General features: G+C 64.5%; 12 protein-coding genes. 7 read left to right on the plus strand and 5 right to left on the minus strand.

From position 1 onward, the window contains the following. Positions 1-79: 79 nt before the first annotated feature. On the plus strand, positions 80-1249 hold the full coding sequence (ercA, locus tag AWY79_RS03105; protein WP_066800137.1) for an alcohol dehydrogenase-like regulatory protein ErcA: 1170 nt from the start codon (positions 80-82) through the stop codon (positions 1247-1249). Continuing rightward, the gene (locus AWY79_RS03110) at positions 1215-2546 is read left to right on the plus strand and encodes a PAS domain-containing sensor histidine kinase (RefSeq protein ID WP_066800139.1); all 1332 of its coding nucleotides are present in this window, start codon (positions 1215-1217) and stop codon (positions 2544-2546) included. The genes ercA and AWY79_RS03110 overlap by 35 nt, the downstream gene beginning before the upstream one ends. Here the strand turns inward: AWY79_RS03110 and AWY79_RS03115 are convergent. Then, positions 2543-3307: a substrate-binding periplasmic protein gene (locus AWY79_RS03115; RefSeq protein WP_066800142.1), complete on the minus strand. Its 765-nt coding sequence runs from the start codon at positions 3305-3307 to the stop codon at positions 2543-2545. The genes AWY79_RS03110 and AWY79_RS03115 overlap by 4 nt on opposite strands. A gap of 308 nt (positions 3308-3615) precedes the next feature. Here AWY79_RS03115 and AWY79_RS03120 point away from each other — a divergent pair, with 308 nt between their 5' ends. Further along, positions 3616-4539, plus strand: coding sequence for an HD-GYP domain-containing protein (locus AWY79_RS03120; RefSeq protein ID WP_233491038.1), 924 nt, complete (start codon positions 3616-3618; stop codon positions 4537-4539). A gap of 579 nt (positions 4540-5118) precedes the next feature. Here the strand turns inward: AWY79_RS03120 and AWY79_RS03125 are convergent. Next, a complete protein-coding gene (locus tag AWY79_RS03125; RefSeq protein ID WP_199533833.1) occupies positions 5119-5715 on the minus strand; it encodes a hypothetical protein in 597 nt (198 codons plus the stop codon). Positions 5716-5888: 173 nt separating this feature from the next. Continuing rightward, positions 5889-7478, minus strand: a complete 1590-nt coding sequence (locus tag AWY79_RS03130) for a lytic transglycosylase domain-containing protein (RefSeq protein ID WP_066806949.1) — start codon at positions 7476-7478, stop codon at positions 5889-5891. 236 nt (positions 7479-7714) lie between these two features. Between AWY79_RS03130 and AWY79_RS03135 the strand changes: the two genes are divergently transcribed. After that, the gene (locus tag AWY79_RS03135; protein ID WP_066800151.1) at positions 7715-8476 is read left to right on the plus strand and encodes a TrmH family RNA methyltransferase; all 762 of its coding nucleotides are present in this window, start codon (positions 7715-7717) and stop codon (positions 8474-8476) included. A gap of 495 nt (positions 8477-8971) precedes the next feature. Here AWY79_RS03135 and AWY79_RS03140 read toward each other — a convergent pair whose 3' ends face one another. Both AWY79_RS03140 and AWY79_RS03145 read right to left on the minus strand, forming a co-directional pair. Beyond that, positions 8972-9907 carry a universal stress protein gene (locus AWY79_RS03140; protein WP_066800154.1) on the minus strand — a complete coding sequence of 312 codons (936 nt, stop codon included), beginning with the start codon at positions 9905-9907 and terminating at the stop codon, positions 8972-8974. A 10-nt stretch (positions 9908-9917) separates the two neighbouring features. Then, complete coding sequence (locus AWY79_RS03145; protein WP_066800157.1) at positions 9918-11342, minus strand: SLC13 family permease; 1425 nt, start codon at positions 11340-11342, stop codon at positions 9918-9920. A gap of 154 nt (positions 11343-11496) precedes the next feature. On the opposite strand from AWY79_RS03145, the gene ilvN reads away from it, so the two are divergent. From ilvN to buk, 3 genes are read left to right on the plus strand one after another with little or no spacing between them, the layout of a single operon-like run. Next, entirely contained in the window at positions 11497-11976 is a 480-nt protein-coding gene (ilvN, locus tag AWY79_RS03150; protein ID WP_066800160.1) for an acetolactate synthase small subunit, read from the plus strand. Next, a complete protein-coding gene (locus AWY79_RS03155) occupies positions 11976-12911 on the plus strand; it encodes a bifunctional enoyl-CoA hydratase/phosphate acetyltransferase (RefSeq protein ID WP_066800163.1) in 936 nt (311 codons plus the stop codon). The genes ilvN and AWY79_RS03155 overlap by 1 nt, the downstream gene beginning before the upstream one ends. Next, a complete protein-coding gene (gene buk, locus AWY79_RS03160; RefSeq protein ID WP_066800168.1) occupies positions 12908-14005 on the plus strand; it encodes a butyrate kinase in 1098 nt (365 codons plus the stop codon). The genes AWY79_RS03155 and buk overlap by 4 nt, the downstream gene beginning before the upstream one ends. Positions 14006-14075 lie beyond the last annotated feature (70 nt).

Genomic DNA, 14075 nt, shown 5'->3' on the forward strand with positions numbered 1-14075 from the left:
AGCTGCCGGATAGATGAGGTGAAAATCGCGCGGAGGGAAGGCCGCCGGGCGGATTCTCCCCAAAGCAGGGAGGAAGTCCATGCAGGATCAGGACTATTCCGAACTCAGGAAATTCGTGGCCCCGGAATTCGTTTTCGGGGCGGGCGCGGCCATGCTCGCCGGGCAATACGCCGCCAACCTGTCCATCAAGAAGGCCCTGGTGGTCACCGGGCCGGTGCTGGAGACCTTGGGGTTCCCCGGCATGGTTGCGGACAGTCTGCGGCGCGAAGGGGTGGCCTGCACCGTGTTTTCCGACGTCTCCCCCAACCCCCGCCACGCCGAGGTCATGGCCGGGGCTGAGCTCTTCCGCCGCGAGGGATGCGACGCCCTGGTGGCCGTGGGCGGCGGTTCGCCTATGGACTGCGCCAAGGCCATCGGCATCGTCTGCACCAACGAACGCCACGTGCTCGAGTTCGAGGGCGTGGACCGGGTCGAACGGCCCGGCCCGCCGTTGATTTGCATCCCGACCACCGCCGGAACCGCCGCTGACATCTCTCAGTTCGCCATCATCAACGACACCGACCGCAAGGTGAAGATCGCCATCGTGTCCAAGACCATGGTCCCGGACCTGGCCCTGATCGACCCGCTGCTGACCCTGACCATGGGCGAGGAGCTGACCGCCCACACCGGGCTGGACGCCCTGACCCACGCCGCAGAGGCCTTTGCTTCCAACGCGTCCTCGGCTATCACGGACCTCAACGCCGTGGAGGCCATGCGCCTCATCCGGCTCCATCTGCTCCGCGCGGTCCGCGAACCGGACAATATGGAAGCGCGGACCGGCATGATGCTCGCCTCGACCTATGCGGGGCTGGCCTTCTCCAACGCCATCCTGGGCGCGGTCCACGCCATGGCCCACAGCCTGGGCGGGCTGCTCGACATGCCCCACGGGCTGTGCAACGCCATCCTCCTGGATCACGTCATCGAGTACAACTACGATGCCGAACCGATGAAATACGCCCGCCTGGGGAGCCTCCTGGGCGCGGACATCCGTGCGGAAGACGACCCCGCCCTGGTCAAGGCAAAGACCCTCGAGGCCGTCAGGACGCTCAAGCGGGAGGCGGGCGTGACGGTCGGCCTCTGCGAACTGGGCATGACCGACGAGGATCTGCCGGTGCTGGCGCGGAACGCCCTGGCCGACGCCTGCATGCTGACCAACCCGAAACAACCGACCGCAGATGACGTCATCGAAATATTCAAGCAAAGCTGCTGACCGGCAGCCGGACCCGGCCTCCGAGCGCGAGAAGCTCATCGGCCTGGGCAAACGGTCCATCAGCAAGAGCTATTACCCGGAGCTCAAGAGCCGCCTGGACGAGCTTGAGCACTTTCGCGCGCTTCTGGACCGGGTCAACGACGCCATCTTCGTCGTGGACGTCGATTCCGGACGGGTCATCGACATCTCCGGGGCGGCGGACACCCTGCTGCGGTGCAGCGGCGACGCCATCCGGGGCATGCAGTTCAAGGACATCCTGCCCGATCACATCCGGCGGCACGCCGACAACCTGTTCAACAACGAGAGCAAGACCATCCGGCTGGAAACCGAATTCCGCTGCCCGGGCGACAAGGGCGGGATTCCCGTCCCGGTGGACATGACCCTCTCCCTGGTCTCCTTCCGCGACGAGCGTCAGGCGATCATCGTGGCCAGGAACATCAGCGAGCGCAAACGCAACGAGCTGGCCCTGAAGCAGTCCCACGACCTGCTGGAGCTGCGGGTGCGCGAGCGGACAAAGGAGCTGGACCGGGCCAACCGGGCCAAGTCCGAATTTCTGTCCATCGTCTCCCATGAGCTGCGCACCCCGCTGACCGCGGTCCTCGGGTTCGCCAAGATCATCCGCAAAAAGCTCACCGATACCGTGTTCCCGGCCCTGCAGGGCAACGAAGACGAGAAGCTCGGCCGTGAAATGGAGGTCATCGGCAAGAACCTGGAGATTATCGCCAGCGAAGGCCAGCGGCTGACCTCCCTGATCAACGACGTCCTGGACCTGGCCAAGATGGAGGCCAACAAGATCAAATACGCCAAGGTCGAGGTCCGCCCCGAGGAGTTCATCACCAAGTCCGTGGACGCCACCTCTTCCCTGTTCGAGGACGCCCGGCTGGTGTTGCTGCTGGACGTGGAGCCGGACCTGCCCCTTGTGCTGGCGGACATGGACCGGCTCATCCAGGTCATGGTCAACCTCTTCTCCAACGCCGTGAAGTTTACCAGCAAGGGGATGGTCACCTGCTCCGCCCGCAGGGTGGGGAACAGCGTGCGCGTCAGCGTGGCCGATACCGGGGTCGGCATCCCGAAAGAGATGTTGGAGTCCGTTTTCGAGGAGTTCACCCAGGTCAGCGACGGGCTGTCCGACCGGCCCAGGGGGACCGGGCTGGGGCTGCCCATCTGCAAGCACATCATCGAAGGCCACGGCGGGCACATCTGGGCCGAGCGCCGCGTGGATCGGGGAAGCAAGTTCATCTTCACCCTGCCCGCCCTCGGGGCCGTGCAACGGGTGCAGGGACCGAAGTCCTCCTAGAAACGGATCAGGTAGTGTCGGGCCAGGGTGTTGTAGGTCCCGTCCTTGTGCATGTCGTCCAGCGCCTTCTCCAGCTTCTGGGCCACCGAGTCCTTTCCCTTCAGCGCGGAGGCGCGGGACAGGACCGCGTAGGAAGGCTTGCCGGTCAGGATCTTGCGCGGCAGATAGACGATGGTGCTGGTCAGCCCCATGTCCTTGAGCCGGTAGTAGGTGACGTCGATGTTCCCGGCAAAGGCGTCTATTTCGCCGCCGAGCAGTCCGGCCACCATGTCCCGCAGGTCCCTGTATTCCTTGACGAGCATGTCGCCCTGCTTGCGGGCGGCCTCGAAATCCGGTCCCAGGTCCACGCCGCCGACGTACCCGATTACCTTGCCCTTGAGGTCCTGGTATTCGGCAAAGGGAATGCGGTTGCCCACCTTGGTGAAGAGCACGTAGTCGCTCAGGTGGACCGGCACCGCCTCCATGAACAGGGCGAACTGCTCCCGGTCCGGGGAGCGGAACAGGGAGACCGCCCCGTCGCAGCTTCCGTTCCGGATCGCGTCGAGCATGGACTTGAGCGGCACGGCCTTGATGGTCAGGTCCAGCCCGGACCGCTTGGCCGCCTCGCTCAGGACGTCCACGTCGATGCCCGACGGCTGGCCGGCCACGATCATGGAATAGGGCGCGAAATCCTGGTCCGTCAAGAAGAGCAGGGACTCTCCGGCCCACGCGGGAACGACCGCGACCAACACCAGCAGGCAGCTCAACAGGATGCGTTTCATGGGACCCTCCTCCGGGTATGGCGGACCCTAACCCGTTTGCATCCTTTGTTCAAGAAATCGGCGCGTCCTTCCGTTCGAACCGTGGGCGTTCGTCCCGCTGCCGGTTGCGTGAACCGAGCGACCCGGAACGGTGGAAATTCCGACCGCAACCATCCGCAACCGACCGCAAGTCTGTTGTTTTTCTCTATCTTCTAGACAATATCACGATTTTTACTAGCGTTCCGCATGGTAATACTATATGGGTTCGGGTGATGGATGCGAATACCCACGCCGGGAGGCCGGCGTCCTACTTTCCCGTCTCTCCGGTGATGCTTTTCCCGGAGGCGTTGGGGAACTTCTCCGTCTACCTCTGGCAGGGAGGGGACTTTGTCCTCTACACCTCGTCGGGCCAACGATTCACTTCGCGCCACCGGCAGACCCTGTACAAGAACGGGGTCAAGGAGGTGTATGTCCTCGGCTCCGAGCGCGCCCAGTACGAAAAATACATCGAGAACAACCTGGGCAAGATCCTGCTGGACGAAAACCTGCCCATCGACGTTCGGTCGCGCATCTTCTTCGAAGCGTCCACCGTGGTCATGCAGGACGTGTTCGACCGCAAGCTGCCCAGCGCCCTTCGCGCCCGCCATTTCGACCGCATCACCGACATCGTCAAGAGCTCCATCCGGTTCCTGGCCAAGGACAACTCCCTGTCCGCCGTGGCCCCGTTCATCTCCCACGACTACAAGACTTACACCCACTGCATGCACGTGTTCGTGTATTCCGTGGCCCTGTTCCACACCTACGAGATGACCGAGACCGAGGTCTTCGAGTACGGGCTGGGCGCGCTGCTGCACGACGTGGGCAAGGCCAAGATCCCCAAGCGCATCCTGAACAAGCGCGGGCCGCTGACCCAGGCGGAACGCGAGATCATCAAGGAGCATCCGGTGCACGGGGTGTCCATGTGCGCGCACCTGCCCATGACCCAGAACACCATCAACTGCATCCTGTTCCACCACGAGACGCTGGACGGGGCCGGATATCCCGCCGGGATCAAGGGGGACAACGTGCCCATGCCGGTGCGGATCATTTCCCTGTCCGACATCTATGACGCGCTGACTTCGGAGCGGCCGTACGCCGAGGCCATGCAGCCGTATGAGGCGTTGTCGCTGATCCGCAACGAAATGCGGGAGAATGTGGATATGAACATTTTCAAGCGGTTTGTGGCGGTGTTGAGCGGGGCGGAGATCATTTAGCGGCCGGCGGGCCGCGCCCGCTTTTTTGATTTTTTTTGTTGCGATGCGCCTGTAGGGCGCTTTTTTTTGGTCAAAAGGAAGAGGAAGAGAGAGCCGTCGCTGTCGCTCCTCCGAGTCTTTTGGAGCCCTCCCGGCGGGGTTCTTTCTTTTCCGGGCGAAAAGAAAGAACCAAAGAAACGCCTTGGGGGGAGCCCACCGCCCGGGTTTGGCCGCTGAGAATCCGATCCGCTCGGGGCGGCTCCATCCGATCAAAAGTAGAGCGCGAGTCTCCACGGGAACGGACCTTTTATGGAATACCTTCGGGCCACGGGAGCGGAGCCGCCGCCCCTTCGCGGTCGGCTTCTAGGCGTCCGGAACAGGGCTCGCTCCCTGCTGTTTGACGGTACGAAGGGCGAAAGAAGAGGGGCCTTCGTACGGGACTTCGGGGTAGGAGAGCCTCTGTTTGAGGCTTTGCCTCAAAGACGTTCCCGGAGAGGGCCTTCAGATGGGGCTGCGGGGTATGAAAGCAGCTGTTTGGGGCGCGCCCTAAAGACGCTTCGAAAGAAAGGGCGATGACGCTCCGTGGCGGGACAGAGGGGGTTATTCGTCGGCCGCCGCGAGGATGGCCTGTTTCAGGTCCTTGTACGCGAGGCGTTGGGGCGCGAAGCGGTTCAACAGGGATGCCAGGGTGATGGTTTGCTGGTTCAGGATCTCCGTGTCCAGGCGCTTGGTGGCGACCACATAGAAATCCCATTGATCCAGGTCCAGGGGGTTTATGGTGGATTTGTCCCGGTGGGAGAGCAGGCAGAAGACGTAGACGTCGGCATTGCGGGAAGCGGCCTCGGAGAGCGTGTTGGTGGCGGCTTCCCAGGATCGTCGGGGCTTGATGCCGAACGTGATGGCGGCGGGCTTCTCCTGGTCCCAGGATTGGAAATAGGCGGCGGATTTGACTTCGACCCTGGCTCCGGTTTCCGTTCTGCAGTCGCAGCTGTCCCACTCCAGCCTCGGCTGGTCTGCACAGCCCAGGCTCCGGGCGACGAAGAACTCGGCCAGCAATCCGCGAAGGGCGTTGTCCGGGAGACGCGAGCCCTGCCAGCGCCAGAAGTCGAGAAGGGTCAGGCCGGACGCACGCCCCTCCATCTGTATGGGCTCGTCACCGGACAGCAACGTACAGGAAACACGCGGATATTTGGCCACCACACCCTCCCGGTTCACTTTTCCCGTACCCTACCCGCTCTTCCCCCATCAAACAATACGCAACCGGCCCCGCGAAGCGGCGACAAAGAGTTTGGGAGGGACGATGGGGACCCGGAGGCAAAAAAAAGGGGCGCTCAGCAGGAGCGCCCCTTTTGGGTAGTCTTGTCGGCGGGCTACTGGACGTAGACCTTGAGCTTCTGCCCGGCGTAGATGGTGGCCTTGGCCGAGAGGGAGTTCCAGCGGCAGAGGTCGGAGACCTTGACTCCGAACTTGCGGGAGATGGAGTACAGGTTGTCGCCCCGGCGGACCTTGTAGTGGACCAGCTGGGCCTTGACCATCTCGGCTTCCTTGACCGCCTGCTTGGTGGCGGCGTTGGAGCTGTTGGGGATGTACAACTTCTGGCCGACCTTGAGGCGGCTGGAGCGCAGCCCGTTGGCCTTCTTGAGGGTGTTCACCGTGGTCCCGAAGGACTGGGAGATGGTCCACAGGGTGTCGCCGGAACGGACCACGTAGTTGCCGCGCTCGTTGGCGATGGCCCTGGTCTTGGCCGTGGAGGTGGACACCATGGACGCCTCGGCCACGCTGGTCTTGGAGCCGTTGCCCGGGACCATCACGTACTGGCCGGGGCGCAGGGTGTTGGAACGGGTGTTGTTCACGGACTTGAGCACGTTGATGGGCACGCCGTAGCGCCGGGAGATGCGCCACCAGGAGTCGCCGGAGCGCACGCGGTAGCGGGTGTAGCCCGCATAGGGCCGGGAGCCGGGCTCGGCCAGGTAGGCGATCATCTTGTCCGCCTTGTCCGCGGGCAGGTAGGCCACGGCCTCCATGTGCGGCGGGCTGACCTGGCGGCGGAAGGCGGGGTTCAGGTCGTGGAATTCCTTCCAGGACATGTTGCCCGCGCGGGCCAGGGCCAGGAGATCGGTGCCGCCGGGCACCTTGACCTCGGTGACCTCGTCTTCCATGTCCCAGGACACCGGCTCGAAGCCGAGGGTGTCAAGGTTCTGGAAGATCTTGGAAATGGCGATGAACTTGGGAACGTAGTGCCGGGTCTCCTGCTTCAGCCGGATGCGCCGCGACAGCTTGCGGTTCTTCTCGGTCAGCTCGAAGAAGTCGTCGCATCCGGCCTGCTTCAGGGCGCGGGAAATCTTGCCTTCGCCCGCGTTGTAGGCGGCCAGCGCCAGGTACCAGTCGCCGAATTTGTCGTACAGGTCCTTCAGGTGGCGTGCGGCGGCGTCCGTGGCCTTGTAGGGGTCGCGGCGCTCGTCGATCCACCAGTCGGACTTCAGTCCGTACAGGCGGCCCGTGCCGCGCATGAACTGCCACATGCCGCCCGCCCCGGCCCAGGAATAGGCCTTGACGTTGTACCCGGATTCGACAAAGGGCAGCAGGACCAGGTCCTGGGGCAGCCCGTACTGGGTGAAGACGCGGCGCACATAGGGCAGGTAGGGCTGGGAACGTTCCAGCCACCGCGCCATGGTCTTGCGCGCCTTGTGGTTGTAATAGGTGAAGAAGAGTTCCACCTCTTCATTCTCATGGGGCTCCAGGTCGAACAACAGGCCGAACCGCTGGTTCAGCACCGCCTGCTCGGTCTGGGTCAGGTCCTCGCCGGGGGCCACCTCCGGGGCGGCCGCGATCTCCGGTTCAAGCGCCTCGGCATCCTCCGGCACCTGGTTCTCGGAAACCTGCTCCTCGACGGGAGCCGGGTCCACGGGCGCCGTCTTGGTCGAGCAGCCCGCGGCCAACATCGCGATGAACAGACCCATCACGAGTAATTTTGCGTAGTTGATTGCTTTCAAGCCATCCTCCGACTTCCGCACACCATTATCAGATTAGTTTCAGATTGAAAAGTCTAGAAAAAATCTCAACCCGTACTCGTGCGTGAACTTCAGCTAGCGTACCTTGCCATAGATTGCAATAGGAGCGATAAACGCCTACTAGAGCGCCTTGGCAAACGCAACCATGTGCAACTTTTTGCCGTGATACCCACAAGGACGAGTTCATGCAAGATCACGACCGCGACAAGAAAGACGGGAAAATATACGTAGTTGGCAACAAGCCGGTCAAGGAACTCCTGCTGGATAGTCCACAGAAGGTGGATTTTGTCGCCTTCCGAAAGGGACGCCGCGACCAGGCCATGGAAGAAATCCTGGAGCTGTGCCGGACCCAAAACGTGCCCTACAAGTCCGTGGGACCCAAGGACCTGGACTACATGTACCGGGGCAACCACCAGGGCGTGGCCGCGCGCTGCGCCGCGCTGGACTACGTGCCGCTCGAAAAACTGCTCGAAATCGCAACCGAAGCGCCCCTGCCGCTCATCGTGGCCCTGGACCAGGTCCAGGATACCGGCAACGTCGGCGTGCTCGCCCGCACCGTCCACGCCCTGGGCGGGGCCGGACTCATCGTCTGCCAGCACCACGGAGCCTACATCGGGGCCGGGGCCGTGCGCTCCTCCGCCGGGGCGCTCACCCAACTGCCCGTGGCCAAGGTCGGCAACCTCGCCAATGCCATGAAGGACTGCGTCAACTACGACTATACCCTCTACTGCGCCCGCATGACCTCCGATTCCGACAATGTCTATACCGCCGACCTCGAAACCCCCGCCGTGCTCATCCTCGGCAACGAGGAAAAAGGCGTCCGCCCCGGCGTCGCCAAGTTCGCCCACCACTCCCTCCACATCCCCTTTCAACGCGAATTCGACTCCCTCAACGTCGCCCAGGCCGGGGCCATCATCGTGTCGGAGTTCGCGCGGCGACTCGGCTAAGGGGAAAGCCTCCGGCGGCCCCTTCGGGGAGACCAGGGCGCTGCCCTGGACCCGCTCAAGGCCGAGGGCCTTGAGAATCCCATCGCTCGCTTCGCTCGGGTGCGTGCGGCGCGGAAGGGCCGCGCGGGACGCCTTCCGCCGTGCCGGTTGGCGATTTGGGGCGGAAAAAACGGACCACACGACGTGCCGCTTCACGGAACGAGGCACGCCGTTTTTTCCGCCCCAAATCGCGGGTTTTTATTGGAAGAGTCTGAACTCGGTTAGCAGAGCTTCTCACCAGGACAGAGCCCGAAAAGGCCGCAAAGACCAACAACCTTTAGCCCCCCTCCGACACTCGCCCTGCCGCTCCCGCACGGACCTGCCGAAGGCACCCAAAAAGTTTTGAAGAGGAGAGGGGTTGGGGGTTCGGGGGAAGGGGAGAGGGGAAACTTTTCCAAAAGTTTCCCCTCTCCCCTTCCCCCGACCGCCGGAGGCATCATTCATCATTCATTATCCCTATTTCACGATCATGACGGAGTTGCGGGCTTTTTCCGCGACTTCGTGGGACACGCTGAATCCTTTGGCGAACCAGGGTTTGAGGGATTCGGAGGCGACGATGAGGGAGTAGTCGTAGCCGATGGTGATGATGGTTTCGACGATGTCGCCGGTTTCGACGATGGTTTCCACGGGGTTGATGCCGTGTTCGCGGAAGAAGGCGGCGGCGTGGTCCGCGGCGTTGTGCGCCGAGGGCAGTCCTTCGCGGGTGGGGGCCACGGAAAGGATGGTGACCGGGCATTGGCAGGCCTGGGCATGGCGCACGGCTTCGGGCAGCATGTCCCGGGACTGGTCGGTATCCTGGACGCAGACGATGTGTCCGCGACCGGGGTCGAGGTGCCGGGCGACGATGACCGAGCATTTGGCGTGGGCCGCGATCTTGAGTGCCAGGGGTTTGCGGGAGAAGAATTTCTTCAGCCCGGTCATGGGTTCGGGCGATGCGCCCACGATGACGATGTCGGCGTTGAACCGTTCGGCCTCGTCGGTCACGGCGGTGGTCACGTCCGAGGCGGTGCGCAGCCGCAGGGAGATGGTCCCGCCGCAAGGGTTGACGTATTCGCGGACGTATTCCCCGGCAGGGTCGCCGGACAGTTCGCGGTGTTTCCATTCCTGGCTGGTGCCGGGTGCGATCTCGCCCAGCTCCACCAGGATGTCGCGGCCGCGTTTGAGCTGGCGCAGCCCGGGCAGTTCCAGCCCCCAGTCCAGGATGTTTTCGCGGGCCACGCGGACTTCCAGGCCGCCGGAGTTGAGGCCGCTGTCCAGGGGCCGGACGTAGAGCAGGGCGATGTGGGCGCAGGTCTGCTTGCTGAGACGCACGGCGTAGCGCAGCCCGGTGTAGGCCTCGGGGCCGCCGCCGATGGAGATGAGGATGCGCAGTCTGCCGTCGTCCGGAGTCATGTTTATCTCCTTACAGCCCGATAAGGGGCCAGTACAGTTTCGATGCCGCCAGGAGCACGATAAAGGACATGAGCGCCATGCGCCAGCCCACTTTCATGAAGTCGGAGGGGCGCAGGTAGCCGGACGAGTAGACGATGGTCGAGGCCGGGGTGCCGATGACCGTGAAGTAGGCAAACGCGCTGGAGATGGCGGTGACCATGCCCACGGCCAGGGGGTTGGTCTCCGTGCCCATGGCGATGGCCAGGACGATGGGGCCGAGCACGGCCACGGCCGCGCCGTTGCTCATGGTGTTGGTGATGAAGGTGGTCAGGAGCATGACCGCGGCCAGCAGGCCGAGGCCGGAGTCCATGCCCAGCGGTGCCAGGCCGTCCATGAACATGCCCGCCACCCAGGCGGCCGCGCCGGTGTCGCGCATCTGGACGCCCAGTGAGATGGCTGCGGCATAGAGCAGGACCACGCCCCAGTTCACGCCGGAGTTGAGGTCCTGCCAGCGGACCAGGCCGGTGACCAGGAAGAGGACCGCCCCGAGCAGGGCGATGGTGCCCATGCCCACCTTGGACGAGAACCCCACCCAGCCGACCAGGGTCAGGAGAAAGAGGAAGATGGCCACGTAGTGGCGGCCGGTGAGCGCGCCTTCGCTGCCCACCTGCTCCTTGAGCTGGTCCACGGCGGAGCCGAGGTTCGTGACGTCGGTCTTGAAGGTGAAGCGCAGGATGACGTGCATGAGCGGCAGCTGGATGAGGAAGATGGGGTAGGCGTAGATCATCCAGTGCAGGTAGGACACGGAATAGCCGTAGGTGGCCGGGTCGTCGGGCGCGTAGAAGAAATCGCGCAGGTAGTCGATCATGATGGCGTTGCGCGCGCCGCCGGACGGGGTGCCTATGCCCGCCATGGCGCAGGCGTAGGAGATGGAAAACAGGAAGAGCACGGCCAGGGCGCGCCGCTGGTTCTCGTCGTCGGTGGCCAGCTGGATGAGCGACAGGGCCACGGGCAGCATCATGGCGGCCACGGTGTGTTCGCCGATGAACGAGGCGAGCAGGCCGGAGAAGATGGAGAGCCCGAAGGCGATGGAGTAGGCGTTGTTGCCGGTGACCGAGACGATGAGCAGGGCCAGCCGCTTGTCCAGCTTCTGTTTGACCAGGGCCACGGCGAGCATGAGCGAGCCCATGATGAACAGGACCGAGTCCTTCATCAGCGACTTGGCCACCAGCGAGGAGTCCAGGCCGAGGAGGAAGACCTGGCCCAGGATGATGAGCAGGGCCACGGCGGGCAGGGGGATGGGCTCGGTAATGAACAGGATGGTCGCGCCCACGGTCATGACGAGCACGCGCCAGCCCTCCGGCGTGACCCCTTCCGGGGCGGGCAGGAGCATCATTGCGGCCTGGATGGCCAAGGTGAAGAAAAACCAGCGTTTTTCGCGTAGATAGTGAATCACGATACCGGAGACTATACACGCCTGCGCGGATTGTTGCCAGCCGAAAGCGCGGCCCGGACGGAACAATACCCCGGTTTGCAACGGGACGCGGATAGGGTATCGTTCGCGTCGCGGCACTGCCCGCACTTCCGACACCGAAACGAGGAGCGATCCCTTGAAACGCACACTGTCCGCCCTTTGCAGGAACGAGCCGGGCGTCCTGGCCATGATGGCCATGGAATGCGGCAAATATGACGCCAACATCCTTTCCCTGGCCGCCGGGGAGACGGAGAACCCCGAGGTTTCGCGCATCGTGCTCTGCGTGGACGGCGACGACGGGGCCATCGACGAGATCGGGCGCTACCTGGCGTCCCTGGACGCGGTCATCCAGCTCGACGACCTGTCGCGCAAGGATTTCGTGGACCGCGAGCTGGTCATGATCAAGGTGGCCACGGACCCGGCCCGGACCGGCCAGTTGATGCAGATCTTCGAGGTTTTCCGGGCCAACGTGGTGGGCATGGGCCAGGAGACCGTCACCGTGGAGCTGTCCGGCGACCAGGAGCGCGTGGACGGGCTGATCAAGATGCTCATCCCCTACGGCATCAAGTCCATGTGCCGGTCCGGGATGATCGCTCTCAAGCGCGGGGACGAATAGTGGCCGATTTCAAACCCATAGCCAGCCTGCACGAGCTGGTGGAGGCCGCCCTGGACCACGACGGCCCCATGCCCAAGGTGGCCATCGCCCGGTCCGCCGAGGGGTTCGTGCTCCGGGCCGGGCTGGACGCCCATGCGCGCGGCGTGGCCGAGCCGATCCTCATCGGCGACATGGACGAGACCCGGCGCATCGCGGACGAGCGCGGGCTGGACATCTCCCCGTTCCGGCAGATCCACGTCACCGACGACGCCGGGGCCGTGTTCGAGGCGGTCCGGCTGTTTCGCGAAGGCGAGGCCCAGCTGATCATGAAGGGGCTGGTCTCCACGGCCACCCTGCTCAAGGCGGTGCTCAACAAGGAGACCGGCGTGCCGCACCCCTCGCGCATCCTGAGCCACGTCTCGGTCTTCGAATCGCCCGTGGACAAGCGGCTGATGCTCATGACCGACCCCGGGGTGAACATCGCCCCCACCCTGCAACGCAAGGTGGACATCCTCAAGAACGCTCTGGACGTGGCCCGGACGCTGGGCCTGCGCGAACCGCGTTGCGCCATCCTGGCGGCAACGGAGAAAATCAATTATCCCGCCATGCCCGCCACTCTGGATGGGGATATCCTGACCAAGATGGCCCGCCAGGGCGAGTTCGGCGACGCCCGGGTGCTCGGCCCCCTGTCCCTGGACCTGGCCGTGTCCCGCGAGGTGGCGGCCACCAAGCGGTTCGACAGCCCGGTGGCCGGCAACGCGGACATCCTGGTGACCCCGGACATCGAGGCGGGCAACGTGCTCTACAAGGCGCTGTCCACCCTGTGCGGCTGCACCATGGCCGCCGTGGTGGTGGGCAGCCGGGTGCCGGTGGTGGTCCCGTCGCGCGGCGATTCGGATGCGTCCAAGTTCCACTCCATCGCCCTGGCCTCGGTCCTGGCCCGGAGGAATGCATGAGCATCCTGGTCATCAACCCCGGTTCCACCTCCACCAAGCTGGCATTATTCGAGAATTCCCTGCCCGTGGGCGAGCCTTTGGCCCTGGCCGAGGTCCAGCACCTGCGCGAGGAGCTGGCCCCGTTCGAGCGGGTGGCGGACCAGTTCGACCTGCGTTTGCGCGACGTGACCGCCTTCCTCGACCGCGAGGGGGTGGACACCGGCGACATCGAGGCCTTGTCCGTGCGCGGTGGCCTGCTGCGCGCCCTGCCGGGCGGTGTTTACGAAGTGTCCGACGAAATGGTCCACGACCTGGCGAACGCAACGTATGGCGAGCACGCCTGCAACCTCGGCGGGATGCTCGGCCTGGCCCTGTCCCGCAAGTGGGGAGCGCCCGCCTTCGTGGTGGACCCGGTGGTCACGGACGAGCTCATGGACGAGGCGCGGCTGACCGGCATGCCGGGGCTGAACCGGCGCAGCCTGTTCCACGCCCTGAACCAGCGGGGTACGGCACGGCTGGTTGCACGCAGGCTCGGTATCGAGTACGAGGACGCGAACTTCATCGTCTGTCACATTGGGGGCGGCATCTCCATCGGCGCGCACCGACACGGCCGGGTGGTGGATGTGATCAACGCCCTGGACGGCGAGGGTCCGTTCTCGCCGGAGCGGACCGGCTCCCTGCCCCTGGTGCCGGTCCTGGACATGATCGCGCGCGGCGAGCGCACCCCGGCGGAGCTCAAGGAGACCATCCTGCGTCACGGCGGGCTGATCGCCCATCTGGGAACCAACGACCTGCGCGAGGTCCTGGCCCGGGTGGAGGACGGCGACGAACGGGCGGAGCTGGTCTACCGCAGCATGGGCTACAACATCGCCCGGTGCATCGCGTCCATGGGACCCGCCCTGGCGGGCGACCAAGGCGGGCTCGACCTGGCCGCCGTGGTCCTGACGGGCGGCCTGGCGCGCAGCCGGACCCTGGTGGACGACCTGACCCGCCGCCTGTCCTGGCTCGCGCCCATCGAGGTCATCCCCGGCGAGGCCGAAATGGCCGCCCTGGCCGGCGGGGCGATTCGTGTCCTGTCCGGGAGGCTCCCTCTTCAGGCCTACGTTATTGACTAGGCAATCAGTTGTTATTTGTAACATATCGGGCTAGCGTGCCGTGAACCGCCCAGGGGGAGTGTTTCAGGGG

This window comes from Pseudodesulfovibrio indicus (assembly GCF_001563225.1).
In the GTDB taxonomy this organism is placed as follows: domain Bacteria; phylum Desulfobacterota; class Desulfovibrionia; order Desulfovibrionales; family Desulfovibrionaceae; genus Pseudodesulfovibrio; species Pseudodesulfovibrio indicus.

Excerpts from the sequence above, each read along its gene's own strand:
- AWY79_RS03135 (WP_066800151.1), top strand. The coding sequence starts at position 7,715 with ATGCAAGATCACGACCGCGACAAGAAAGACGGGAAAATATACGTAGTT.
- AWY79_RS03110 (WP_066800139.1), top strand. The coding sequence starts at position 1,215 with ATGACGTCATCGAAATATTCAAGCAAAGCTGCTGACCGGCAGCCGGAC.
- AWY79_RS03115 (WP_066800142.1), bottom strand. The coding sequence starts at position 3,307 with ATGAAACGCATCCTGTTGAGCTGCCTGCTGGTGTTGGTCGCGGTCGTT.
- ercA (WP_066800137.1), top strand. The coding sequence starts at position 80 with ATGCAGGATCAGGACTATTCCGAACTCAGGAAATTCGTGGCCCCGGAA.
- AWY79_RS03140 (WP_066800154.1), bottom strand. The coding sequence starts at position 9,907 with ATGACTCCGGACGACGGCAGACTGCGCATCCTCATCTCCATCGGCGGC.
- AWY79_RS03120 (WP_233491038.1), top strand. The coding sequence starts at position 3,616 with ATGCTTTTCCCGGAGGCGTTGGGGAACTTCTCCGTCTACCTCTGGCAG.
- AWY79_RS03130 (WP_066806949.1), bottom strand. The coding sequence starts at position 7,478 with ATGGGTCTGTTCATCGCGATGTTGGCCGCGGGCTGCTCGACCAAGACG.
- buk (WP_066800168.1), top strand. The coding sequence starts at position 12,908 with ATGAGCATCCTGGTCATCAACCCCGGTTCCACCTCCACCAAGCTGGCA.